Annotated in this window: 21 protein-coding genes and 2 pseudogenes; 19 read left to right on the top strand and 4 right to left on the bottom strand. The window is 61.2% G+C overall.

Annotation, left to right across the window (positions count from 1 at the left end):
• Positions 1-121 precede the first annotated feature (121 nt).
• The 6 genes from J2R80_RS01390 to J2R80_RS01365 all read left to right on the top strand — a co-directional run bounded on the left by J2R80_RS01390 (position 122) and on the right by J2R80_RS01365 (position 5,713).
• Positions 122-1,669 carry a wax ester/triacylglycerol synthase family O-acyltransferase gene (locus J2R80_RS01390; RefSeq protein WP_083714891.1) on the top strand — a complete coding sequence of 516 codons (1,548 nt, stop codon included), beginning with the start codon at positions 122-124 and terminating at the stop codon, positions 1,667-1,669.
• Between the two features lie 98 nt (positions 1,670-1,767).
• Positions 1,768-3,102, top strand: a complete 1,335-nt coding sequence (locus J2R80_RS01385) for an MFS transporter (RefSeq protein WP_076825165.1) — start codon at positions 1,768-1,770, stop codon at positions 3,100-3,102.
• A gap of 94 nt (positions 3,103-3,196) precedes the next feature.
• Entirely contained in the window at positions 3,197-3,793 is a 597-nt protein-coding gene (locus J2R80_RS01380; protein WP_076825163.1) for an adenylate kinase, read from the top strand.
• Positions 3,793-4,110: a hypothetical protein gene (locus J2R80_RS01375; RefSeq protein WP_076825161.1), complete on the top strand. Its 318-nt coding sequence runs from the start codon at positions 3,793-3,795 to the stop codon at positions 4,108-4,110. Before J2R80_RS01380 ends, J2R80_RS01375 begins: the two co-directional genes overlap by 1 nt.
• The gene (locus tag J2R80_RS01370; RefSeq protein WP_076825159.1) at positions 4,071-4,868 is read left to right on the top strand and encodes an SDR family oxidoreductase; all 798 of its coding nucleotides are present in this window, start codon (positions 4,071-4,073) and stop codon (positions 4,866-4,868) included. Before J2R80_RS01375 ends, J2R80_RS01370 begins: the two co-directional genes overlap by 40 nt.
• Positions 4,814-5,713 carry a triacylglycerol lipase gene (locus J2R80_RS01365; RefSeq protein WP_229189848.1) on the top strand — a complete coding sequence of 300 codons (900 nt, stop codon included), beginning with the start codon at positions 4,814-4,816 and terminating at the stop codon, positions 5,711-5,713. Before J2R80_RS01370 ends, J2R80_RS01365 begins: the two co-directional genes overlap by 55 nt.
• Positions 5,714-5,739: 26 nt before the next feature.
• On the opposite strand, the gene J2R80_RS01360 is transcribed toward J2R80_RS01365, so the two are convergent.
• Positions 5,740-6,660 carry a LysR family transcriptional regulator gene (locus J2R80_RS01360; protein WP_076825241.1) on the bottom strand — a complete coding sequence of 307 codons (921 nt, stop codon included), beginning with the start codon at positions 6,658-6,660 and terminating at the stop codon, positions 5,740-5,742.
• Positions 6,661-7,214: 554 nt separating this feature from the next.
• Here J2R80_RS01360 and J2R80_RS01355 point away from each other — a divergent pair.
• The 10 genes and pseudogenes from J2R80_RS01355 to J2R80_RS01315 all read left to right on the top strand — a co-directional run bounded on the left by J2R80_RS01355 (position 7,215) and on the right by J2R80_RS01315 (position 17,150).
• A complete protein-coding gene (locus tag J2R80_RS01355; RefSeq protein ID WP_141340222.1) occupies positions 7,215-7,790 on the top strand; it encodes a GNAT family N-acetyltransferase in 576 nt (191 codons plus the stop codon).
• Between the two features lie 224 nt (positions 7,791-8,014).
• Positions 8,015-8,341 (top strand): DUF1488 family protein, encoded by a 327-nt coding sequence (locus tag J2R80_RS43620; protein WP_057016370.1) that lies wholly within the window; start codon positions 8,015-8,017, stop codon positions 8,339-8,341.
• A 276-nt stretch (positions 8,342-8,617) separates the two neighbouring features.
• Positions 8,618-9,514, top strand: coding sequence for a bestrophin family protein (locus J2R80_RS01345; protein ID WP_076825152.1), 897 nt, complete (start codon positions 8,618-8,620; stop codon positions 9,512-9,514).
• Positions 9,515-10,258: 744 nt separating this feature from the next.
• Positions 10,259-10,464 (top strand): annotated as a pseudogene (locus J2R80_RS01340) (CsbD family protein).
• Between the two features lie 218 nt (positions 10,465-10,682).
• Positions 10,683-10,892: a hypothetical protein gene (locus tag J2R80_RS01335; protein WP_076825150.1), complete on the top strand. Its 210-nt coding sequence runs from the start codon at positions 10,683-10,685 to the stop codon at positions 10,890-10,892.
• A 98-nt stretch (positions 10,893-10,990) separates the two neighbouring features.
• Positions 10,991-13,300 (top strand): FdhF/YdeP family oxidoreductase, encoded by a 2,310-nt coding sequence (locus J2R80_RS01330; protein ID WP_253637906.1) that lies wholly within the window; start codon positions 10,991-10,993, stop codon positions 13,298-13,300.
• A gap of 15 nt (positions 13,301-13,315) precedes the next feature.
• On the top strand, positions 13,316-14,728 hold the full coding sequence (locus J2R80_RS01325) for a cytochrome ubiquinol oxidase subunit I (protein WP_076825146.1): 1,413 nt from the start codon (positions 13,316-13,318) through the stop codon (positions 14,726-14,728).
• A 4-nt stretch (positions 14,729-14,732) separates the two neighbouring features.
• Positions 14,733-15,737, top strand: coding sequence for a cytochrome d ubiquinol oxidase subunit II (gene cydB / locus J2R80_RS01320; protein WP_076825144.1), 1,005 nt, complete (start codon positions 14,733-14,735; stop codon positions 15,735-15,737).
• On the top strand, positions 15,737-15,850 hold the full coding sequence (locus J2R80_RS43210) for a DUF2474 family protein (protein ID WP_076825142.1): 114 nt from the start codon (positions 15,737-15,739) through the stop codon (positions 15,848-15,850). The genes cydB and J2R80_RS43210 overlap by 1 nt, the downstream gene beginning before the upstream one ends.
• A 190-nt stretch (positions 15,851-16,040) precedes the next feature.
• On the top strand, positions 16,041-17,150 hold the full coding sequence (locus J2R80_RS01315; protein ID WP_200844596.1) for a mechanosensitive ion channel family protein: 1,110 nt from the start codon (positions 16,041-16,043) through the stop codon (positions 17,148-17,150).
• A 43-nt stretch (positions 17,151-17,193) separates the two neighbouring features.
• On the opposite strand, the gene J2R80_RS01310 is transcribed toward J2R80_RS01315, so the two are convergent.
• A complete protein-coding gene (locus tag J2R80_RS01310) occupies positions 17,194-17,451 on the bottom strand; it encodes a hypothetical protein (protein ID WP_194295313.1) in 258 nt (85 codons plus the stop codon).
• 7 nt (positions 17,452-17,458) lie between these two features.
• On the opposite strand from J2R80_RS01310, the gene J2R80_RS01305 reads away from it, so the two are divergent.
• Together J2R80_RS01305 and grpE are read left to right on the top strand one after the other, a co-directional pair.
• Positions 17,459-17,986 (top strand): HdeD family acid-resistance protein, encoded by a 528-nt coding sequence (locus J2R80_RS01305; RefSeq protein ID WP_083714899.1) that lies wholly within the window; start codon positions 17,459-17,461, stop codon positions 17,984-17,986.
• 83 nt (positions 17,987-18,069) lie between these two features.
• Positions 18,070-18,720 carry a nucleotide exchange factor GrpE gene (gene grpE, locus J2R80_RS01300; RefSeq protein WP_246786852.1) on the top strand — a complete coding sequence of 217 codons (651 nt, stop codon included), beginning with the start codon at positions 18,070-18,072 and terminating at the stop codon, positions 18,718-18,720.
• A gap of 69 nt (positions 18,721-18,789) precedes the next feature.
• On the opposite strand, the gene J2R80_RS01295 is transcribed toward grpE, so the two are convergent.
• On the bottom strand, positions 18,790-19,056 hold the full coding sequence (locus J2R80_RS01295; RefSeq protein WP_057016361.1) for an Hsp20/alpha crystallin family protein: 267 nt from the start codon (positions 19,054-19,056) through the stop codon (positions 18,790-18,792).
• 613 nt (positions 19,057-19,669) lie between these two features.
• Between J2R80_RS01295 and J2R80_RS43615 the strand changes: the two are divergent.
• Positions 19,670-20,597 (top strand): annotated as a pseudogene (locus J2R80_RS43615) (DUF5996 family protein).
• A gap of 60 nt (positions 20,598-20,657) precedes the next feature.
• On the opposite strand, the gene fdhD reads toward J2R80_RS43615, so the two are convergent.
• Positions 20,658-21,461, bottom strand: a complete 804-nt coding sequence (gene fdhD / locus J2R80_RS01285; RefSeq protein WP_076825133.1) for a formate dehydrogenase accessory sulfurtransferase FdhD — start codon at positions 21,459-21,461, stop codon at positions 20,658-20,660.
• Positions 21,462-21,567: the final 106 nt, after the last annotated feature.

Below are 21,567 nucleotides of genomic sequence, written 5' to 3'. Positions count from 1 at the left end.
GCGCGAACCGGATCGGCAGCGGCGGACAGGTGTCGCGCCTGGGCAATGACCGCGACGCGCCAGATATCGGCACGCCGTCATCAAGACGGCGATCGCCGTCACAACGTCAAGGGAGGGAAGAATGGATCAACTCAGCAGCATGGATGCATCGTTCCTGCATCTCGAAACGCCGGAGACGCCGATGCATGTCGGCAGCCTGATGATCTTCGATCTCCCCGAGGGTTATCAGGGCGACTACTACGAGGATGTCAAGGAGATGCTCGGCAAGCGTCTCCATCTCTCGGCATTGCTGAACCGCAAACTGGCGCAGATGCCGTTCCAGCTCGCCGAGCCGGTCTGGACCGAGGACGATGATATCGAGCTCGATTACCACGTGCGGACCGTCACCTTGCGGCGTCCAGGCACCATGGCGCAGCTCGAGCAACTGGTCGCGCGGCTGCATGCCTCGCTGCTCGATCGCAGCCGTCCGCTGTGGGAGATGTATGTCATCGATGGCCTCGAGAACGGCCAGGTCGCGTTCTACACCAAGGCGCATCACAGCGGCGTCGACGGCAAGGCCGGTGTGGAGCTCGCCAAGGTGCTCTATGATGTCTCGCCCAAGATGCGCGAGGTGCCGCCGCCACGGCGCAAGCGCGCCTCCGGGCAATACCAGCTCGGCGTGACCGAGCTACTGCAGGCGGCGGCCAACAATGCGGCCCAGCAATACCGCAAGCTCGCGGAGCTGCTGCCGACGGCGGCCAAGGCGCTCGGCACCGCCGCCACCGTGATGGCCAGCCAGCGCTCACAGAAGGGGGAGCGCTCGCTCAGCCTTGGACTGGCTCCGAAGACGGTGTTCAACGATTCCATCACCAACCAGCGCTCCTACAGCACGATGTCGCTGCCACTTGCCGACATCAAGGTCCTGGGCAAACGTGTCGGCGGCACCGTCAACACCATCGTCATGGCGATGTGCAGCATCGCGCTGCAACGCTTTCTCGCCGAGCGCGGCCTGCTGCCCAAGGAAGCCCTGATCGCGATGGTGCCAGTCAGCCTGCGTGCCGAAGGCGACAAGGCGATGAACAACCAGGTCTCGGCGGTACGCGTCGACCTGGCGACCGATATCGATGACCTGCCGACCCGGTTCAAGGCAATCCACGCGTCATCCGAGGCGGCCAAGGCAGTCGTGCGCGAGCTCAAGCCGGTGCTCGGCGTCGATGTGCCGATCACGGGGTCGCCGTGGCTGATGACGGGGCTCGCCTCGCTGCTTGGCCGCTCCAACCTCGCCAGCCGCATGCCGGCAGCGGGCAACGTGCTGATCTCCAACGTGCCGGGACCGGGGCAGCACCTCTACATGGCCGGCGCACGGATGGTGCATTATTTCCCGGTTTCGATCCCCTATCACGGCAGCGCGCTGAACATCACGGTGCACAGCTATGCGGGACTGCTTGAGTTCGGTCTGACCGCATGCCGGCGCGTGCTCTCGCAGGACGAGTCCTACGAGATGATCGAGCACCTGCGCGCCGCCCTGCGCGAGATCGAGGCTCTGCCGTCGGTCGAGGCCGAGATCGTCGAGCTGCAACCTGCGGCTCAAGCGAAGGCGCCATCCGCGACCGCGGCGTCGGTGACGGTCATCCAGACCGACGAGGTGCCACCGGCCGCCGCAAACGACAAGGCGAGCCGGGCCAGCTAGGCGCGGAGGCCTTCAACGCTTCACATCGCCGGAGCCGGGACGCCACCGCGGTCTCCCGCCCGGCGCCGGAATCAAAAGAACATTTGGAGGAAACTAGGATGCACCCACCCGCCGCAAAGGGATCGCTGTCGGTATTGGAAAGTCCGGCGCATAAATCCCTGTTCTCGAAGATCGATTGGCGCCTGATCCCGCTTCTGCTGATCGCCTACATGATCGCCTATCTCGATCGCATCAATATCGGCTACGCGCAGCTGCAGATGAAGCAGACATTACCGTTCGACGATGCGGTCTACGGTCTCGGCGCGGGCATCTTCTTCGTCGGATATTTTCTGTTCGAGGTGCCGAGCAACCTGCTGCTGGAGAGGATCGGCGCGCGCAAGACCCTGCTGCGCATCATGGTGCTGTGGGGACTCGCGGCATCCGCCATGATGTTCGTGTCGACGCCGTTCCAGTTCTATGTCGTCCGGTTCCTGCTCGGCGTGTTCGAGGCCGGCTTCTTTCCCGGCGTAATCCTGTACTTCACCTATTGGTATCCGTCGGCGCGGCGCGGGCAGGTGATCGCCACCTTCATGTCGGCGACAACGATCGTGTCCGTGATCGCCGGTCCCTTGTGCGGCTCGATCCTGAAGTATTTCGACGGTGCCGGCGGCCTTCATGGCTGGCAGTGGCTGTTCCTCGTCCAGGGTCTGCCGGCGCTGATACTCGGCATCCTGGTCTACGTCCTGCTCGAGGACAAGCCCGCGCAGGCCGCGTGGCTCTCGAAGGACGAGAAAGCCCTGCTCGAGGACACCTTCCAGCACGATGAGAAGGACATCGAGAGCGAACCCTCGGGAACGTTCGGGCAGATGCTCAGGGACCCCAAGGTCTATGTGTTGTCGTTCGTCTATCTGCTGCTGCTCGGCGCGACCTACACGATGGTGTTCTGGATGCCGACCCTGATCCAGAGCTGGGGCGTCAAGGATTTGTTCCTTGTCGGTGTTTATGCCGCGATCCCGAATGCCGCCGGCGTCATCGGCATGATCCTGATCGGCCGTCACTCCGACAAGTGGCACGAGCGCCGCTGGCACTATGCCGCCTGCGTCGCGATCGCCGCGTTCGGCCTGTTCGTCACGACGATGCTGCAGGGCAACCTCGTCGGATCGATCCTTGCGCTGTCCTTTGCGGTGATCGGCATTGCGTCGGCGACGCCGCTGTTCTTCGCGCTGACCAGCGAATACCTCTCCACCGGTGCCGCCGCCGGCGGGCTTGCACTGATCAGCAGCCTTGGAAACCTAGGCCCGGCCATCAGCCCCTCGATCAACGGCCTGATCGTGCGGAGTACCGGCGACAACATCTACAGCATGTACTTCGTGATGGCGCTCTACGTGCTGTCGGGATTGCTGTTGCTGCTGTCGATGCGGCCTGCGCCCAGTGCGCGCCTGGCGATGGCGTGAGGACGAAACGAGCGGCCCGGCCCGCACGGAGCCGGGTCGCTCGACGCTCCGCGGGAATGCTGCCGGTGATCGAGCGAATATTGGGACACATGCGATGAGGATCGTTCTGCTGGGGCCGCCTGGCGCGGGCAAGGGAACACAGGCGAAGCACCTGGTCGAGGAGTACGACATACCGCACCTTTCGACCGGCGACATGCTGCGTGCTGCGGTTGACGCGGACACCAGTATCGGACGGAAAGTCAAGGATACCATGGTGAGGGGTGGGCTCGTTCCCGATCAGCTCGTGATCGCCGCGGTGATCGAACGCATCTCGCAAGCCGATGCCAAGCATGGCTTTGTGCTCGACGGCTTCCCGCGAACGATGGCCCAGGCGGTCGGCCTCGACGATCTGCTCGATACCGAGGGTCTTGCGATCGACCATGTCGTCGAGCTCAAGGCCGACGAGACGGTGTTGCTGGACCGGATCGAGACGCGGGCCCGCGAGGCGAGAGCGCAAGGTGGCGCGGTGCGCGCCGACGACAATCACGAGACGCTCAAGCTGCGTATCGATGCCTATAACGAGCAGACCGCGCCGCTGGTCGACTACTACCGATCGCGAAACATCCTTCGAACCGTCGACGGACTGCAGCCGGTCGATGCGGTCGCCTTCGCCGTCGTCAAGGCGATCGGCCAAGATCGGTCGGTGATGTGATGCCGACGACGCAAAGTCGCGACCCTCGGCTGTCCGGCTATCCCGACCGGATCGAGGTGCTGGAGCCATTGCGCAAGTCGCTTGGCGAGGTGAAGGAGACGGCCGACCAGTTCGAGCAGGCCCAGCTGTTGTTGCGGGCGATCGAACGGTTCTCGCGCAGATATGCTGCCGACCGGAACTGCGGCGGTGCACCCGCCGAGCTGGCGCGGCGGCGGCTTGTCGCACGCGCCGTTCGTGGATTGCGCAGAACCGTTCTGGCAACGAAGGGAGGCGCCTCATGTCGGCGAGCGGAAATGAAGGTCAATGCGCGCTGGTGACCGGAGCATCGGGCGGCATTGGGCTCGAGCTCGCGCGCGTGCTCGCGGCCAATGGCCTCAGCCTCGTGCTGCTGGCGCGCAGCCGCGACAAGCTGCAGAAGCTCGCGCGCGAGCTCGAGGCAAGTTATGGCGCCAAGGTGACCATCGTGGCCGCCGATCTGAGCGAGCCGGCGGCGCCGCAGGCGGTGTTCGATTCGCTTGACGACGCCGGCGTGCGGGTCGACCTGCTGGTGAACAATGCCGGTCTCTTGCTCGAAGGACGCGTCGGCACAATCGGCCTCGACGATCAGTTGCGGCTGCTGCAGGTCAATGTCGTGGCCATGACGGCATTGACCCGTCTGTTCCTCGCGCCGATGCTCGAGCGCAACAGTGGACGGATCCTGAACGTTGCGTCGGTCGCGGCCTTCATGCCGGTGCCGAATCTTGCGGTCTATGCCGCGTCAAAGGCCTATGTGCTGTCGTTCGGCGAGGCGTTGTCGCAGGAGTTGAGCGGCAGCAAGATCACGCTGACGACATTGTGTCCCGGCGTGACGGACACCGGAATGGTCCAGGGCACCAATCTCGGCAACATGCCAAGCATGATGATCATGGATGCGAAGACCGTCGCACAGGAGGGCTACCGCGCCTGCATGGCAGGCAAGCCGGTGCATGTCGCAGGGCTTGCCAACGAGCTGGCGGTCCAATGGATCAAGTATCAGCCGAGTTGGCTGCTGCGGGCCATCGGCGGTGTGTTCGGAAAGGCCGCACCGCCGAACTGACGTTTCGTGCTCGCCGGCAATGCACGGCTGCACGGGCCATTCTTGACCATCAACAACGGACGCTACCCATGGGACGTGACGAGCAGACCGTCGAACCACCCTCGCTCGCGCTGCTTGCCGCGGAAGGGCGCGGCTTTCTCGACATCCCGGCGCTGATTGCCGTGGCGGCGCCGCTTCTGGCGACCGCGCCGCGGGGGCAACGCCATCCGGTGATGGTTCTGCCCGGGTTGGGCGCCGATGACCGGTCGACCTTGGCCATCCGCTCGTTCCTCGAGTTCCTCGGCTATCAGGTTCATGGATGGGGCCGCGGCCGCAATGTGCGCGCGCCGGATGCTGACCTCGCCGCCGTGGTGGCGCGAGTCCTCGAACTCGAAAAGCAGGGCGGCTCGAAGGTCAGCCTGGTCGGCTGGAGCCGTGGCGGCATCATTGCGCGCGAGGTTGCCCGGCAAATCCCGGCGGCGGTGCGGATGGTCATCACGCTCGGCAGTCCTTTCGCGGCGCCGGGGGCGAGCAATGTTCGCGCGATCTGGCGGCTTCTGACCGGCCAGAAATACCAGCCGCCGACGGCCGAACGGATCAGCCGCCTCGCGCAACCGATTCCCGTGCCGTCAACATCGATCTATACCCGCACCGATGGCGTGGTGGCGTGGCGCGCCTGCCTGGAGCAGGAGGGCGGAGAGCGCGAGAACGTCGAAGTGAACACGACGCATTTGGGGCTTGGCTTTCACGCGCCGGCGCTGTGGGTGATTGCCGATCGCCTCGCCCAGCCGGCGGGAACCTGGAAGCCGTTTCGTGCGCCTCCGCAGGTCGGAATCTGGTTTCCGACAGCGACGCGCCGCGATTGAGATCGAAAGGGCGCAGCTGCCTGAGGCTACCGCGCAGCGCTTCCCGGTGACCGCATCTCGGCGACCATCATCCGCAGCAGCTGCATTGCGGCGGGCGGCAGCGTGCGTCCCTGACGGGAGACCACGTGGGTGCGGCCACGATGCAGCAGCGCGTTCTTCATCGGGAGCGCCACCACCTTGGCGGCATCAGCCTCCGTCATCGCAAGGCGCGACGCCAGCGCATAACCAAGTCCGGCGGTCACGTAATGGGCGAGCGCATCGAACGAGGCGGTCGTGAACGCGAAATTGAGGCGAACGCCTTCGCTGATCTCGGCGGCCTGGACATGCTGGCGCAGGCCGAAATTCGGATGCATCGCGGCGCCTGGGTAAGGCGCGAGGTCGGCGAGCCTGAGCGGCCGGCCCAGCTGGGTCAGCGGGTGCCCGCGCGGTACGATAGCCTTGATCGGGTGCGGCTGCGAATGATGCGAGCGCAGCCGATCGTCGCGAGGCGGATTGAACAGGACGCCGATATGCGCGCGTTCTCCCACGACTTGCTGGACGATCTCGTCGGTACTGCCGATGTCGAGGCTGATCGTGATCTTCGGGTGGCTTTGCATGAAGCGGCACAGGCTGCTCTTGGCCAGCCAGTCGACATAACCTTCGCCCGTCACGAGATCGATATGACCCGACTCAACTTTGCGAATGCTGTCTATCTGCGCCAGCAGCGCCTGTCGTTCGCCCTGCTGGCGCTGCAGGTAGGCGGCCAGCAGTTGGCCGGCGTCGGTCGGCGCGACGCCGCGGCCCCGTCGTTCGAGCAGGCGCGCGCCACATTCCTTCTCGAGCAGGCCTAGCGCCCGGCTGACCGCAGAGGCGTCCATGCCGAGCGCGCCGGCGGCGCCGCGCACGGAGCCGCTATTGAGCACTTCCATGAAATAGTGCAGTCGGCGCGGCTCCAGCTTCGCATTCATCGGCATGTCCTGATCGTTGCAAGTCGCGCAACGAATATTCAATGGCATGGCCATTTATGCAAGTACGTGAATGTGGGCGCGCGACAACGGATCAGCGTCGGAAATCGTATTCGCGATCCGGGATTGGCCGGCTCGCTCGCGCCCGCAGGTTTCGGCGAACTTCAAGGCGATCCTGCCGTGGCGGACCGTTGAGCCTTGGCGGTTTGGCATGGCGTCGAGACAGGATCGTCTGGATTTTTTCCCAGACGCTTCCAGCCTTCGGAACAGCGAAAACTCGAAGATTCGAACGTGTCGCCTGAAGTCCTGCCAAGCTTTCCGACGTGACCGGCGGCGGCCCCTCCCTCGTCGAACCAGGATCGTCTCTTCAAGTCCGTTGCATAAGCAATGTGTCGCTTGGCGCAGTATCTGTCCGGACTTCGTCCGCAGATCAGCCGCTTGCTCCAATCTGGCGGAACATCTCATGTCGCGCAATCGTGCCTTGACTCACTGAGTGCGGCGAGCAGGGTGCTCCACGCAAAGGTGATAGAAAAGTTGTCCATAACAACACAGACAGATTGTCCGTTGTCGTTCGATGCTCCTTCTGGATCGCCGGCATTGTTGCACACCGGAAATGGTCCATCTATTGCTCGGAACGCTTTCGATCGCTTCACGAAGTTGATTGTTTTGCGATGACAGATATTCGAATACTCACCGCAGAGCCAGGAGCGATCGAAGTGGCTATCTGCGCGCGTTGGCGCGTCAATTCATTTTCAATGCTTCGTACTTCCTTCGAGGAAGAGCTAGGATCATTGCAACAATTTGCTGCCGATCGGAGCCTTGGCGTGCTGCTCGTCGCGAAAGCAGATGGTGCGCCGATAGGCGCCTGCCTTTTGGTTGAGTCCGAGTTCGAGCCGAATCACGATGTCGCACCATGGCTCACAGGTCTGTTCGTTGTCCCCGAACATCGCAATGAAGGAGTGGGCACCATCTTGGTGCGGGCGATTGAGGATCAAGCGCGGCAGCGCGGATTTTCGCGGCTAAACCTCTATACGTCAGAGGCAACCGGCTTCTATGCGCGGCTCGGATGGTCGACCGCCGATCGCACCAATTGGAGGGGCGTCGATGCAACTCTCATGGTTCGAGATCTATGAAGCGACCTCACGGGCTTTGGGTTCGGCAGTCGCGCCACCCTCCTCGAGGCATCGACAATCCGCCGACGGTAGGTGCCTCGGAGAGGCCCCTGGTCCCAACTTGTCCGCCGCAAGGGACAAAATGTCTGCCTTAAAGGCGGCCATCGCGCTCTAATTCATTGAATTTGCGTCGTCTTGGGATTTGGCGTGCTCTTTGCTCTGGGAGTGATCGGGTCAATGATCGTATGGCCGCTCGGTCCGGGTTGATCCGGGCGCGACCATCGTTTGAGGACTGTCAAATGGCGCTCGCGCGAGATCCCGATGGTCAGTATGAGGTTCACCGTCATGGAATCTTTTTCGTGATGTACAAGGATAATTCCGAGGTCACGTGCATGATCGCGCGCAGAGCTCTCAACGTGATGCGCGTTCGGTTTCATCCCATTCCAAGCGCGGAGGAATTCTTCCTTATGCGTCGAGCGCGAATCGAACGCGCCGCCAGCGACAAGTTTGAAAACCGTCAGTCCAGCGCCACCCGCGTGGTTTCGCTCGATCGGTTCGACGTGGATTTCTGAGCCAAACTCAGCTTTATAAATGATGCTACAACTCGACAAAGCGGCCGCGTTCCCTGCTCCGTCACAGGGAAGTCCTCCCGGATACAAAGCATCGATGTCCACAGCGATCAGGTCCGGTTGTTGGACACTCGGCGTGCTCTCGGGCATTTCCCGAGCCAATCCAATTGTTCGATGGTCAAAGTATCTGCTCCGGCCTGCCCGAGGCAGCGAAACTCGGACTAGCGCAGCTTTGCAGTCCGGGCATGAGAAGCAGCCCCGGATGTCGGGGAGGCTGCAATGATCGTGCGCTCCAAGCCCGGCTTCTGGGACGTTGCGTTTGCCGTCAATGGATCGATCTTGCCGCGGATCGCGCCGCATCTGGTCGCGATTGCTCTGATCAGTGTGTTGGCGATTTTTGCTGCCATGGAGCATCCGGGCATCTTCGCGCGCATCAGTGCGGTTCCGTTCACGCTGATCGGCATAGCGCTGTCGGTCTTCATGAGCTTCCGAAACAGCACATGTTACGCCCGCTGGTGGGAGGGACGCGAACTCTGGGGCAAGCTGATCATCGCCAGCCGCTCGTTCGCGCGTCAGATCTCCACCCTCGAAGACGACGACCGGCGCGTCCTGCTCCGCGGCCTGTGCGGCTTTTGCTGCGGGCTAACGGCACGCCTTCGGGGTGAAGACGAAGTGGCGGCAATCAAACCGTGGAGTGAGATCGACGCTGCTTCAGGCGGTCCCAACCCCACCAATGCCGTGCTCAACCAGATCGGGCTGCATTGTTTGATGCTGATGAAGCGGGATCGGATCGAGCCGATCCACTACGCCGTTCTGGAAAGGCAACTCACCGCGCTTTCCGACGTCCAGGGCGGTTGCGAGCGCATCGCGTCCACCCCGGTGCCATTCGCCTATTCGCTGCTGCTGCATCGGACCGCGCTGATCTTCTGCGTGACGTTGCCGTTCGCGCTTGCCGGATCGCTCGATTGGTGGACGCTGCTGCCCGTCCTGCTCGTCGCCTACACCTTCTTCGGTCTCGACGCGCTTGGCCATCAGCTTGAGGCGCCCTTCGGGTTGGAGCCGAATGCGCTCCCGCTTGACGCAATGAGACGAGCCCTCGAGCGCGAGCTGCTCGCTCTGCTCGGTGAGCGCGATCTGCCCGCTCCCATGGAGCCTGTTCAGAATGTGCTGATGTAATGCTAAACAAGTGGCATAGCGCATGCTGACGGCGCGGTGGCGTCAGGGCTAGTCGCGCAGACGGACGCGACATGCCTCGCGTGGAGGGCGCGACCCCGGCCTGGGGTAGTCTAAGGGTGGCCGGGGCCGCGCTTACTCCGCGCTGGCGTACCGAATGTCATTCAATGCTCAACGGCACGGAAGGTGCCGAAAGTAACGCTCCCGCCGGAAAGGGCGAAGTGCGCTCTAATCGCTCCAACGATTCAGTGTGGGGTGGCGGCGGGTCGCCAGGAAAGATCATTGGACCAGACGTAGATGGCTATGGCTGCCAGACATAAGGCGATACCGATCCAGAAAATGGGAGAATGATGGATTGGTCGCCGATCTCTCAAGGCGCGCTTCATCTCGATCCCTCATTGGCGCGAACAATCAACGAGTTTCAACTCACGTGAGGTTAAACGAAAGCGGCGTTGAAGTCATTTGTCATCACGTGGCTCACGTCGTTCATTGCGTCAGGCAAATGTCTGTCGGCGCTGAACCCATCCCACGCCCAATAGTAACGCGTTCAGGCTGGTTGGCATCGGCGCCGCGCCGGCGCGGCAGTTCTCGGTGGACAACTTGGCCAAATCTGTCGTGACAAATTGTCCATTGCCGGTAGCCAAGACCGCCTAACTCATTGATATGACGATGCGCTCAGACTGGCACGCCTGTTGCTAACCTTTCCTCGATGCACGTTTCACGGTTGGGCAAAAGAAGGAGATGAAAATGAACTGGGATCGCATCGAAGGAAACTGGAAGGCTGCAAAGGGTGCGCTCAAGGCAACATGGGGAAGCTGACCGACAACGACATTGATGTCATCAACGGTGACAGAGAGCGGTTGGAGGGCAAGCTGCAAGATCTCTACGGCATTGACAAAAACCAGGTCCGCAAAGAGGTCGACAAGTGGGCCAAGGAAGCAAATTGGGATTGATCCCGATTGATTGACCCCGGCGGATCCACGGCTGCTGCGAAGCAGTATCGATGCCCGATTGTTCGTAGAGCTCGCGCGCAATTGGACGCCGAACGCCATCACAACAGGTCGCTGCGCAGCGCTGATCGGCGGAGTGCGGCTTCAAGACTCTCTTGGACTGCGGAGATCTGCGCCTCGACGAGTGTGCCAAGCTACGACAGGATACATGAGGAGATACAATGTCGAAGGACCACGACAAGGCGTCGCACGGATCGCAGGACGCGCGACGTCACAAGATCGATCATCAAACGCGAAACGAGTGGCTTCACAGAGACGCGGGCCTTCAGGATGCGTGGCGTGCTTCCGGCATGACGCGCGACGACTTCATCCGGCACAACGAAGGTCTGATCGACAAGGTGATCGTCGCCAACCTCGATGAGGATCGATAAAGCGAGCCGGAAACGCGGCCCAGCGTGCTGCGGGTGATCTTATTCAGGTCACTCAGCTGAAGACCCTACTGAAGATCTGGCAATTGCGGAGTTGATTTATGTTGGACGGTAAGCCGCGCTTCAAGACGTATCATCATCCCGCCGGCGGTTGGGGTGCCGCCGCAGCGACTGCAAAGATTCTTCTCGAGCAGAGTGTGGTGACGAAGGGATCGCGCGCGCTTCTGTCGATGAACCAACCCGGCGGATTCAAGTGCTCGAGTTGCGCGTTTCCCGACGCGGAATGCAAGAAAACGCTCGATTTCTGCGAGAACGGCGCCAAGGCGTTGGCGTTTGAGGCAACGAAGTTTCGGGTCACACGAGAGTTCTTTGAACGGCACACCGTGTCCGAACTCATGGAGCGGCCGGACTACTGGCTCGAGATGCAAGGACGTTTGACGGAGCCGATGCGCTATGATTCATCGTCGGATCGCTACGTGCCTTGCAGCTGGGACGACGCGTTCGCCCTGATCGGCAAGCATTTGCGGGCTCTTGAAAGTCCGCACCAGGCCGAATTCTATACATCCGGCCGCACACCCAACGAAGCGGCGTTTCTCTACTCGATATTTGTCCGGGAGTTCGGAACCAACAATTTCCCCGACTGCTCGAACATGTGCCACGAGCCGACCAGCCGGGGCTTGCCGCCCTCGATCGGTGTCGGGAAGGGCACCGTTATCCTCGATGATTTCGAGCACGCCGAAGCGATTTTCGTCATCGGGCAGAACACCGGAACGAATTCGCCGCGGATGATGAGCAATCTGGTCGAAGCGAGCAAGCGCGGGGTTCCGATCGTGGCCGTCAATCCGATGCCCGAACGTGCGTTGGTGCGCTTCGCCGATCCGCAGGATGTCATTCAGATGGCAACGTTCGGTTCGACCAAGATTGCCAGCGAGTTCGTTCATGTCCGCATCGGCGGTGACCTCGCCTTCCTCAAGGGGGTCATGAAGGTCATTTTCGAACGCGAGGAATCCGGCGAGAAGATCGTCGACTGGAAGTTTATCCGCGAGCATACCGTCGGCCTCGATGCGGTCCGGGACGACGCGATGGCGCAGACATGGCCGGAATTGGAGAGGGCCTCCGGGCTTGAGGAATCGCAGATTCGGCGATGCGCCGAAATCTACATTCGCTCGCGCGCGACGATCATCTGCTACGGGATGGGGATCACGCAGCATCAGGAGGGGTCGCGGCTGGTGCAGCAGCTGGTCAATCTGCTCCTGCTCAAGGGCAATTTCGGCAAGCCGGGCGCCGGAATATCGCCCATTCGCGGTCATTCCAATGTGCAGGGAGATCGCACCGTCGGCATCGATGAACAGCCGAGCCCGGACTATCTCGATCGTGTTCGCGATGTCTTTGGGTTCGAGCCGCCCCGCGAACATGGTCATCACACGATCGAGTCCGTCGCGGCGATGCAGGCGGGCACGGCGAAGGTATTCATCGGCCTCGGCGGCAATTTCGTTCGTGCCGTGCCCGATACCGAACGGTCGTACGCGGCGATGCGAAAGCTCGCGCTGACGGTCGCCATTACCACCAAGCTGAATCGCGGACATTTGGTTCATGGTCGTGACGCCTTGATGCTGCCCGTTATCGCGCGCTCGGAGATCATCCGGACGGCAGCCGGTGAGCAGTTCGTGACAATCGAGGACTCGATGTCGAACGTCACCGCGTCTCGCGGCGTGTTGCAACCGGCGAGCCCGCATCTCCTGCCCGAGGTGGAAATCGTCTGCCGGATCGCGCAAGCGACGTTGCCGAACAGCAAGGTCGACTGGAGAAGCTACAGCGAGGATTACTGCTTGATCCGCGACAAGATCGCGGAGGTCTATCCGGCGATCTACAGCGACTTCTCCGAGCGGATCGAAAGCCCGAGAGGCTTTCACCTCGACGTGCCGCCGCGCGAACTGGTCTGGCCGACGCCGAACGGCAAGGCGAACTTTCTGCTTCTGCCGGGTCTGGAAGTGAACGCATCCGTTTCAGATCCCGACATGCTGCGACTGGCAACCATTCGCTCGCACGATCAATTCAACACGACGATCTACAGCAACAACGACCGCTATCGCGGTGTCTACAATGACCGAATGGTTCTGTTCATGAACGCCGAGGACCGCGCGGCGCGAGGGCTCGAGGACGGCTCGGGCATTGCGCTCGAGACGATCAGCGATGATGGCATACAGCGGCGCGTGAGCGGACTGAGGGTGTTGGACTATCCGATGCCGCGCGGATCGGTTGCGGGATATTACCCCGAGCTCAATCCGCTGCTGCCTCTCGACTACTACGACAAGATCAGCGGGACGCCGGCAGCCAAGTCCATTCCGGTGCGAGTTGTTGCCGCTTGTCGGCCGGATGCCGGAGACGAAGTGCCGGGACGCATATCCTGAGGCAAGGAGGGGACATTGCTGGACAATCTCGATGCGGTGATTCTGGCACGTGCCCAGTTTGCGTTCACCGTCTCGTTCCATTTCATATTTCCATCTTTCTCGATCGGGCTTGCGAGTTATCTGATGGTGCTCGAGGCGTTGTGGCTCAAGACGGGGCAAGGCGTTTATGCCAACCTGTTCCGCTACTGGCTGAAGATCTTCGCCGTTGTGTTCGGCATGGGCGTCGTCTCGGGGGTGGTGCTCTCATATCAATTCGGTACGAATTGGTCGGTATTCTCCACGCGAGCCGGGCCGATCATCGGGCCGCTGATGGCGTATGAGGTGATGACGGCCTTCTTTCTGGAGGCCGGCTTCCTCGGCGTCATGCTGTTCGGCATGAGCAAGGTCGGGAAAGGCCTTCATTTCTTCGCAACGTGCATGGTCGCGCTTGGCACACTGATCTCGGCAACCTGGATCATCGCCGTGAACAGCTGGATGCAGACGCCGGCGGGTTTCGCGATCAATGCGAAGGACCAGTTTGTGCCCGCCGGATCGTGGATGCCGATCATCTTCACCGCCAGTTTTCCGTATCGCCTCGTTCACACCGTGATCGCGGCCTATCTGACGACGGCGTTCGTGGTTGGCGGTGTGGGCGCCTGGCATCTGCTGCGAGACCGCAGCAATGCCGGCGCACGCAAGATGTTTTCGATGGCGATGTGGATGGCCGCGATCGTGACTCCGATCCAAATTCTCGCGGGTGATGCCCATGGCCTCAACACGCTGGAACACCAGCCCGCCAAGGTTCTCGCCATGGAAGGGCACTACGAACCCAGCCCCGATGGCGCGTCGCTTATCCTCTTCGGCTTCCCCAGCAACGAGACAGCGCAGGTCCATCATAAGCTCGAAGTGCCTCGCCTGGGGTCACTGATCCTCAAACACGATCCGGATGCACCTTTACCGGGACTCAGCGACTTTCCGCGGGATCAATGGCCGCCGGTACCGATTGTGTTCTGGTCGTTCCGGATCATGGTCGGCCTTGGATTTGCGATGCTCGCTGTCGGTATCTGGAGCCTGCTCGCGCGCTTCCGGGGAATGCTCTACGACTGGGCCTGGTTGCATCGCGCGTGCGTCGTCCTCGGACCGGCCGGCCTTGTCGCTGTGATCGCTGGATGGGTGACGACGGAGGTCGGTCGGCAACCTTTCACGGTCTATGGACTGTTACGAACGGCGGAATCACATTCGCCGCTGGCTGCGCCGGCTGTGGCGGCCTCGCTTGTCGCTTTCGTGCTGGTGTACTTCGCCGCGTTCGGCGCCGGCACCTATTATCTCCTGCGACTGATGGCGAAGCCGCCCGCGCCGGGCGAGAAGGAGCCGCCCAAGGTGCCGCAGCGCGCCGCAGGCATTACGCCGGCGGGCAGTGTCGGCGTGCCTCTGACTGCGGCGGAGTGAGGCCATGTCCAGCATCGACCTTACGACCTTCTGGGCTGCGATCATCGGATTTGCGGTGATGGCCTACGTCGTCATGGACGGGTTCGACCTTGGCATCGGAATTCTGTTCCCGAGCTTTGCGGTCGGCGACGAGCGCGACCAGGCCATGAATTCGATCGCGCCGGTCTGGGATGGCAACGAGACGTGGCTGGTGATGGGCGGCGGCGGTCTGCTGGCGGCGTTTCCGCTCGCCTATGCGATCATCCTTCCAGCCACCTATCCGTTGATGATCGCCATGCTGCTTGGGCTCGTCTTCCGCGGCGTCGCCTTTGAGTTCCGCTGGCGCGATCCAGGGCATCGGCCATTATGGGACATTGCGTTCTGGTTGGGCTCCCTGGTGGCCGCCTTTGCGCAAGGTGTTACTCTCGGGGCAATTCTGCAGGGTATCCACGTTGTCAATGATGCCTATGCCGGCGGCTGGCTCGACTGGCTAAGCCAATTCAGCATCCTGACCGGCGTCGCGGTTGTGATCGGCTATGCGCTGCTCGGCGCAACGTGGCTGATCTGGAAGACGGAGGGGACGAGCCAACGTCACGCGCGCCGTGCCGCCTTCTGGCTCGGCGCCGGCACGCTTTTGGCGCTGGGGGCCGTCAGCGCGGTGACGCCGTTTCTCGATTATGACTACTGGCGGCGGTGGTTCGCAATGCCCGGCGTCTTGTTGACGGCCCAGGTGCCGCTGTTGGTGCTGATCTCCGCGGTAACCTTCTTCTGGAGTCTGAAGCGAGAGTTCGAGCGGTTGCCGTTCCTCATGGCGCTGGCACTTTTCCTGCTGAGCTTCATCGGGCTCGGAATCAGCATCTATCCTTACGCCGTTCCACGCGCGATTACGATCTGGGATGCCGCGGCACCGGTCGAAAGCCAGTTGTTCATGCTGGTGGGCGCCTGCGTGATTATTCCGCTCATCCTCGCATACACAGGCTGGGCGTACTGGGTGTTTCGCGGCAAGGCCGGCACCGCAGGGTATCACTGATGCAGGCCCGGCTTCCGCTATGGCAACGGCTCGCGTGGATGGCCGCGATCTGGATCGCAAGCGTTGTGGCGGTCGGCCTCGTCTCGGGCGTGATCAGACAGTGGTTACGTTAAATCAGTTCCGGTCAGCCGGGTCATTTGACCGCCTCGTTTGTCGCGGAGCCGCAGGTTCCGTCGGAAAGCACCGCAGTCTCTGGCACGTTCCTGCATGACACATGCTCCGAATAGCGAACTGACCGCGCTCTGGACAATCGTGCTTTCGTTCTGGCAGCGAAGCGTCTTGGACCTAACCGTCGGACACTTCATGGTTTCGATCGTCATTCTCGCGATCGCAGTGCTGATCCGGCGGCTTTTCAGCCGCTTTATCGTCTCCCGTATCCACTCCTGGTCGTCGAGCAAGGTCGGCCTCAACCGCACGATCGTCGAGGCACTTGCTCCGCCGATTCAGTTTATTCCGATCGTCCTGGCCGTATTTATTATCGGCGAATGCGTGCTGACCAATCAGAGGCTCAAGGAGGGGCTCCTCCAGATTGATCGTTCGTTGACCGCATTCACAATCTTCTGGGCACTGTTCGAGGTGATCGGGCCCCTATGCGCGGTTCTGGATGGCCGGACGCCGATCTTCAGTCAGGCCATGATCGGCTGGACGGTCAGGGTCGGACGCGCCATCATCGTGGCGCTCGGTGCGACCGCCGTCCTGGAGGTCTGGGGCATTCACGTCGGGCCCGTACTGGCGAGCTTCGGCCTCGTCGGCGTCGCGGTGGCGCTGGGCGCCCAGAATCTGTTCAAGAATCTGATCTCCGGAATCTTCATCATTGGCGAGCAGCGCTTTCGGAACGGCGATTGGATCCTCGCCGAGGGCATCGTCGAGGGAACGGTGGAAACCATTGGTCTGCGGACAACGAAAGTCCGCCGGTTCGATCAAGCACCCGTATTCGTTCCGAATTCGTATTTGGCGGACAATGCCGTCACCAACTTCTCGCAGATGAGGTTTCGCCGCATTTCCTGGATCATCGGCCTCGATTACAGCACGACGATCGGCCAGCTCCGCGATGTCCGTGATGCAATCGAGGAGTACATCCTCGGCAGTCAAGATTTCGTTCATCCTCCTGAAGCCGTCGCGTTCGTACGTGTCGACAAGTTCAATGAATCGTCGATCGATGTCATGGTCTATTGCTTCACCCGCACCACGGTCTGGGGTGACTGGCTGAAGATCAAGGAGGAGCTGGCGTATGCCATCAAGGCGATCGTGAAAAAGGCGGGATCTGATTTCGCCTTTCCAAGTCAGTCGCTCTACGTGGAGGCCGTCCCGACAGGGATCGAGCTTTTTCCTCACAATACGGCGCCGAGCAGTGATCCGACGAACGGGACGGGGGTGGTGGGCAAGGCCGTTCCGAAAGGCGGCGTGGCATGAATCCCAGCAACATTCTTGCTTCGTGGACGCTCGTGCCGGCGAATTAGCCTTTCGGCGCTTCGGTCATTTTGTCCCAACGATTCCGGACAAAATGACCTTTCAGCGACATCGATTGCCATAACTGATTGAAATCACGTCGATTGCGGTCTGGCACGTCGATTGCGTTGTCGTCAGTTGCGAGAATGTCGTCGTCTGCATCGCGGGGCACGGCCCATGTGCAGCGAGTCACCAACAACTCAATCTCTGGGCAATTCATCATGGCGCAAACAATTGGAATGCCGGAACCGAGGCGGGCGTTCACGGGATTGATGACCGAAGCGCGAGGGAAGTGGGGTTGGTTCGTCGCCCTGGGCATTCTCTTTATTGTGCTGGGCTTCGGAGCTCTCAGCAATCTGCTGTTGGCGACCATCGCAACGATCTTCTACATCGGCGTCTTGATGATCATCGCGGGCGCCTTTCAGATCGTCCATGCGTTTAGGGTCAAAAACTGGCGCGGGTTCTTTCTTTGGGGTCTGGGAGGCTTTTTCTATGCTGCGGCCGGTACGACAATCGTTCTGGATCCAGCAATCGCTTCACTTGTTTTGACTCTCATATTGGCCGTTTGCACGATCGCGTCCGGCGTCATGCGCCTGTTGCTCAGCTTTAGAGCAAAGGGAGATCGCGGCTGGGGCTGGCTATTTGCCTCTGGACTGCTCACCGCGATCGCAGGATTGGCGTTTCTGTTAGGTTGGCCACTCAACAGTCTCTGGCTGCTTGGCCTGTTGTTGTCGATCGACCTGGTTTTCCAGGGCTGCACGCTGCTTGGTCTGGGCCTGCAGCTCCGCGGTACGCGGTAGACGGCCGGCTCGGGCGAGCGAAGAACGCCGCTTGTCCGGCCGACCTTCAAACGTCATATCAACGGCGAGATAAGAGAGCTGCCATGACTAATAACGGCCCGCCCAACGATCCTCATCACAGCAGACAGATTCACTCACACCGCCCTCAAGGAGGGACTCATCAGGCGGAGCAAGGTGTAGAGAAGGTGATGCCTGAGGGCTCTGCAAGGGAAACAACCTCCGGATCGCCAGATGCTGCGGACACGCCGCCAAGCGCCGCAGAAGACGTGCATGAGGCCATTGCGCGACTCGTGGCGGAGAATGTCGATCTCAAAGACCGGCTGCTTCGGGCGCTCGCGGATGCCGAAAATGTACGCCGGCGCTCCGAGCGTGAGTTGAACGACATGCGGCAATACGCCGTAACCAAGTTCGCGGGCGATATGGTCAATGTCGCGGACAATCTGGAACGTGCGATGTCCAGTCTTCCTGCGGAGCTGCGCGACAATGCCGGCCCCTTCAAGACGTTTGTCGAGGGGGTGGAGCTTACCGAAAAGGAGCTGTTGCGATCGCTGGAAGCGCACGGCGTCAAGAGGCTCGATCCGGCCGGAAGCCGGTTTGATCCTCACTTTCACGAGGCCATGTTCCAGGTCAAAGATCCGTCAGTGCCAAGCGGCACCGTCACGACGGTCGTGCAGGCCGGTTACGCGATCGGATCGCGTTCGTTGAGGTCCGCGAAAGTCGGCGTCGCGAGCTGAAATGCCCGCTCGCCTCCGGGCGTGCCGCGCGATGGCCTCGATGGCTTTAGCAGTGTCGGCTCGGATCGACTACCTGTGCTTGGGAAACGTCACGGTCATCACGCCGTCGTCGAAATACGCGTTTATCTTATGAGCATCGACCGAACTGGGTAATAGCATCGAGCTCAAGACTCTGATTGTCCGTTCGGCACCACGGCCGTCGTTCACCTGCCGCTCAGCGATGATGGTGAGTACACCACGCTCAACGGACACGTCTATGTCGTTTGCCGTTAGACCATGCAGCTCTGCAACGATTTGGAGTTCGTCATCTGTCTCGTTCACGTCAACATTCAGCATCGTGAACCATCCTGGTCGTACATGCGACGGCATAGCCCATCGACCGGATCAACCGGCAGCAATACGCGTGCCATCCGCGCGGCAAGTCATATCAACGGCTTAAGGTGTTGATCAGTGAGCCCGCAGACACTTTGTCAAAGTCGATCGGACAAGTTGTCTGATGCAAGTCTGGCGCGATCGCCACTTGTACGCTCTGGACGTCTCCAAAAATGGCGCTAGCATTGATCATGCAGGCTGGGGAGGTGTCGAGTGTCGAGCAACATCGAACAGGCCGCGTCCGAGATCGCTGACGTCCGACTTCTTGTGGAGCGATTGCGTCGCGTTGAGGCGTGGCGACGGAAGCGTTTCGAGCGTGCAATTCAGGGATCTAGACCAAGAAATGGTATTTGACCGATCGAACGTGATCAGGATTTCGCAGCTATACACAGCGGTTTCAGTTCGTCGAAGAGCTCTCGAAGCGGGGGGCGTCAAGCCTTGGCGTGGCTTGCAATAGGCGAATGATGGCTTTCGGCTTTCCATGCGTTGAACGGTTGATCGAGCCCGCCATGATCAGATCTTGTCTTGAAGCCAAGGCGCAAATTCTCCCCCGCCAACAACTGTGCGAGGACATGCCATGAATACCGGCCAGTCATCTTCCAATGCTCCTTCTGGCGATCTTTGGCCGGCTCTGTCCTGCCAGGCCTTCGAGCAGACGCGACATCTTCTCCACATGGTGTTGCAGGCGGTTGGCAAGCTCAAGCTGGCCGGACCTTTCCAGGCGCAATGGGCTGGGGTTCCGCTGTGGCTCGGCGCGAGAGGCCCGACCACAGGTCCGATCCCTTGCGCTGGCGGCGTCTACGAGGTCCGCGCCGACTTCGTCTCGCACGAGTTGCAGTGGTTCACGAGTTCGGGCGGATCGGGACAACTGCCGCTGGGCCCGACATCGGTCGCAGTGCTGGTCGACACATTCCTCGACCGGCTACGTCATGCGGGAATAGATGCTGCCATTACGCTCATGCCGCAGGAAGTGTCCAACCCGATCCCGTTCGACGAGGATAGGCAACAACGCCCATACGACCGCGACATGGTCAACGCCTGGTGGCGCATTCTTCTCAGTACGCAACGCGTCATGCAGGTCTTTCAGGGAAGGTTCACGGGCAAGACGCAACCCATCGGTCTGATGTGGGGGACGTTCGACATTCGTTTGCCGCTATAACGGCAAACCTGCATCACCGGCGCCGAACGCCGGTTTTGTCCGGCGCAATACAATGAATGCGGAGTTGATGGAGATGGGGTGGTGGCCGGGTGATCCCTCGTGTCCCAGACCCGCATTCTAGTCCTTCACCTATCCGCAGCCACAAAGTATCGAGAGTGCGAAGATCGGGCCAAGCGCTGCGCGATGGGACGCCGGCCTGGGCGAGTTTCTCCTCGATTACGACGACCTGCGCCAGTCCGGCGATCCTGACGGCGATCTGCTTGCCTTCCTGGAATCGACCTACAACGCCGGTGCGACCGCGGCGGGCTGGGAGTCCGCCCTGCTGGGCAGCGGTCATCCGGAGTAGATCTCCGATGGATGCATGCACGACGGCGGATGCATTGTCCATGGATGTGCACAGGCTTCCTTACGAGATGTTTCGGTGCACGTCGCAAACGATCAGGGCGGAGTCCGGGCGAGCCAGTGCGACGAGCGTGAGTCCCGCTTGCTCTGCGCGTTCGACCGCAAGGCTCGTAGGTGCTGAAATGGTGACGAGCATCGGACAGCCCGCGCGAACGGCCTTCTCAACAAGTTCATAGCTGCATCTGGCAGAGAGCAGCAGAAAACCACCGGACGCCGGGATGTCGGACAGCGCCAGCGCGCCGATCAGTTTGTCGAGCGCATTATGTCGACCGACGTCCTCCCGAACACACAGGATTGATCCGTCGGGGCGGCAGAATGCCGCCGCATGTGTTCCGCCGGTGGATCGGCCGAGCGTCTGATGGTGTTGTAGGGCGTTTAGCGCGTCAGCGATGGCTTCCCGGCTCGTGGTGATGAGCCCACGTATCGGCGGCAACGGGCGCAGCACCTGCTGGATATTTTCCAATCCGCACAGCCCGCAGCTGCTCTCCGAAACGCGCCTGCGAGCGCGCTCCAGTGCGATTGCCGTGCCTTCTGCAGGCAAGGTGAGCCGGATGATCCAGCCGCCTTCCGTCTCGTGGACGATGATGTCGCTGAGGTCCCGGACATGCTTGACAAGGCCCTCGGCCAACGCGAATCCCGCCGCGTAGTCGCGAAGGTCGGACGGCGTTGCCATCATCACGGCATAGCCTATCCCACAGACCTCGATTGCGACGGGCGTTTCAACGGGAACAGCACGAACGAGATCGCCGTCATTGCGATCGTTGAACGCAAGGCGTCGTGCCGAAATACTCAGGGTTTGGTTGGTCATGTCATTGCTCGCGCTAGCCGACGATCTGGACCGTTCGGGTGAACGTTATCGGAAGTCCCGTCGCAACATCCGTGCCACCCGGCTGACTGAACGACGTCAGTAGCTT

Origin of the sequence: Bradyrhizobium sp. USDA 4541, from assembly GCF_024171085.1 — a bacterium.
GTDB lineage: Bacteria > Pseudomonadota > Alphaproteobacteria > Rhizobiales > Xanthobacteraceae > Bradyrhizobium > Bradyrhizobium australafricanum.
Note: the sequence above shows the minus strand (reverse complement) of the source record. Positions and strands in the feature narration are given on the sequence as shown.

What these genes read in the sequence shown, in the direction of transcription:
- J2R80_RS01390 (WP_083714891.1), top strand. Translation starts at nt 122, where the DNA reads ATGGATCAACTCAGCAGCATGGATGCATCGTTCCTGCATCTCGAAACG.
- J2R80_RS01385 (WP_076825165.1), top strand. Translation starts at nt 1,768, where the DNA reads ATGCACCCACCCGCCGCAAAGGGATCGCTGTCGGTATTGGAAAGTCCG.
- J2R80_RS01380 (WP_076825163.1), top strand. Translation starts at nt 3,197, where the DNA reads ATGAGGATCGTTCTGCTGGGGCCGCCTGGCGCGGGCAAGGGAACACAG.
- J2R80_RS01375 (WP_076825161.1), top strand. Translation starts at nt 3,793, where the DNA reads ATGCCGACGACGCAAAGTCGCGACCCTCGGCTGTCCGGCTATCCCGAC.
- J2R80_RS01370 (WP_076825159.1), top strand. Translation starts at nt 4,071, where the DNA reads ATGTCGGCGAGCGGAAATGAAGGTCAATGCGCGCTGGTGACCGGAGCA.
- J2R80_RS01360 (WP_076825241.1), bottom strand. Translation starts at nt 6,660, where the DNA reads ATGAATGCGAAGCTGGAGCCGCGCCGACTGCACTATTTCATGGAAGTG.
- J2R80_RS43620 (WP_057016370.1), top strand. Translation starts at nt 8,015, where the DNA reads ATGGCCGCTCGGTCCGGGTTGATCCGGGCGCGACCATCGTTTGAGGAC.
- J2R80_RS01345 (WP_076825152.1), top strand. Translation starts at nt 8,618, where the DNA reads ATGATCGTGCGCTCCAAGCCCGGCTTCTGGGACGTTGCGTTTGCCGTC.
- J2R80_RS01335 (WP_076825150.1), top strand. Translation starts at nt 10,683, where the DNA reads ATGTCGAAGGACCACGACAAGGCGTCGCACGGATCGCAGGACGCGCGA.
- J2R80_RS01330 (WP_253637906.1), top strand. Translation starts at nt 10,991, where the DNA reads ATGTTGGACGGTAAGCCGCGCTTCAAGACGTATCATCATCCCGCCGGC.
- cydB (WP_076825144.1), top strand. Translation starts at nt 14,733, where the DNA reads ATGTCCAGCATCGACCTTACGACCTTCTGGGCTGCGATCATCGGATTT.
- J2R80_RS43210 (WP_076825142.1), top strand. Translation starts at nt 15,737, where the DNA reads ATGCAGGCCCGGCTTCCGCTATGGCAACGGCTCGCGTGGATGGCCGCG.
- J2R80_RS01315 (WP_200844596.1), top strand. Translation starts at nt 16,041, where the DNA reads ATGGTTTCGATCGTCATTCTCGCGATCGCAGTGCTGATCCGGCGGCTT.
- J2R80_RS01305 (WP_083714899.1), top strand. Translation starts at nt 17,459, where the DNA reads ATGACCGAAGCGCGAGGGAAGTGGGGTTGGTTCGTCGCCCTGGGCATT.
- grpE (WP_246786852.1), top strand. Translation starts at nt 18,070, where the DNA reads ATGACTAATAACGGCCCGCCCAACGATCCTCATCACAGCAGACAGATT.
- J2R80_RS01295 (WP_057016361.1), bottom strand. Translation starts at nt 19,056, where the DNA reads ATGCTGAATGTTGACGTGAACGAGACAGATGACGAACTCCAAATCGTT.
- fdhD (WP_076825133.1), bottom strand. Translation starts at nt 21,461, where the DNA reads ATGACCAACCAAACCCTGAGTATTTCGGCACGACGCCTTGCGTTCAAC.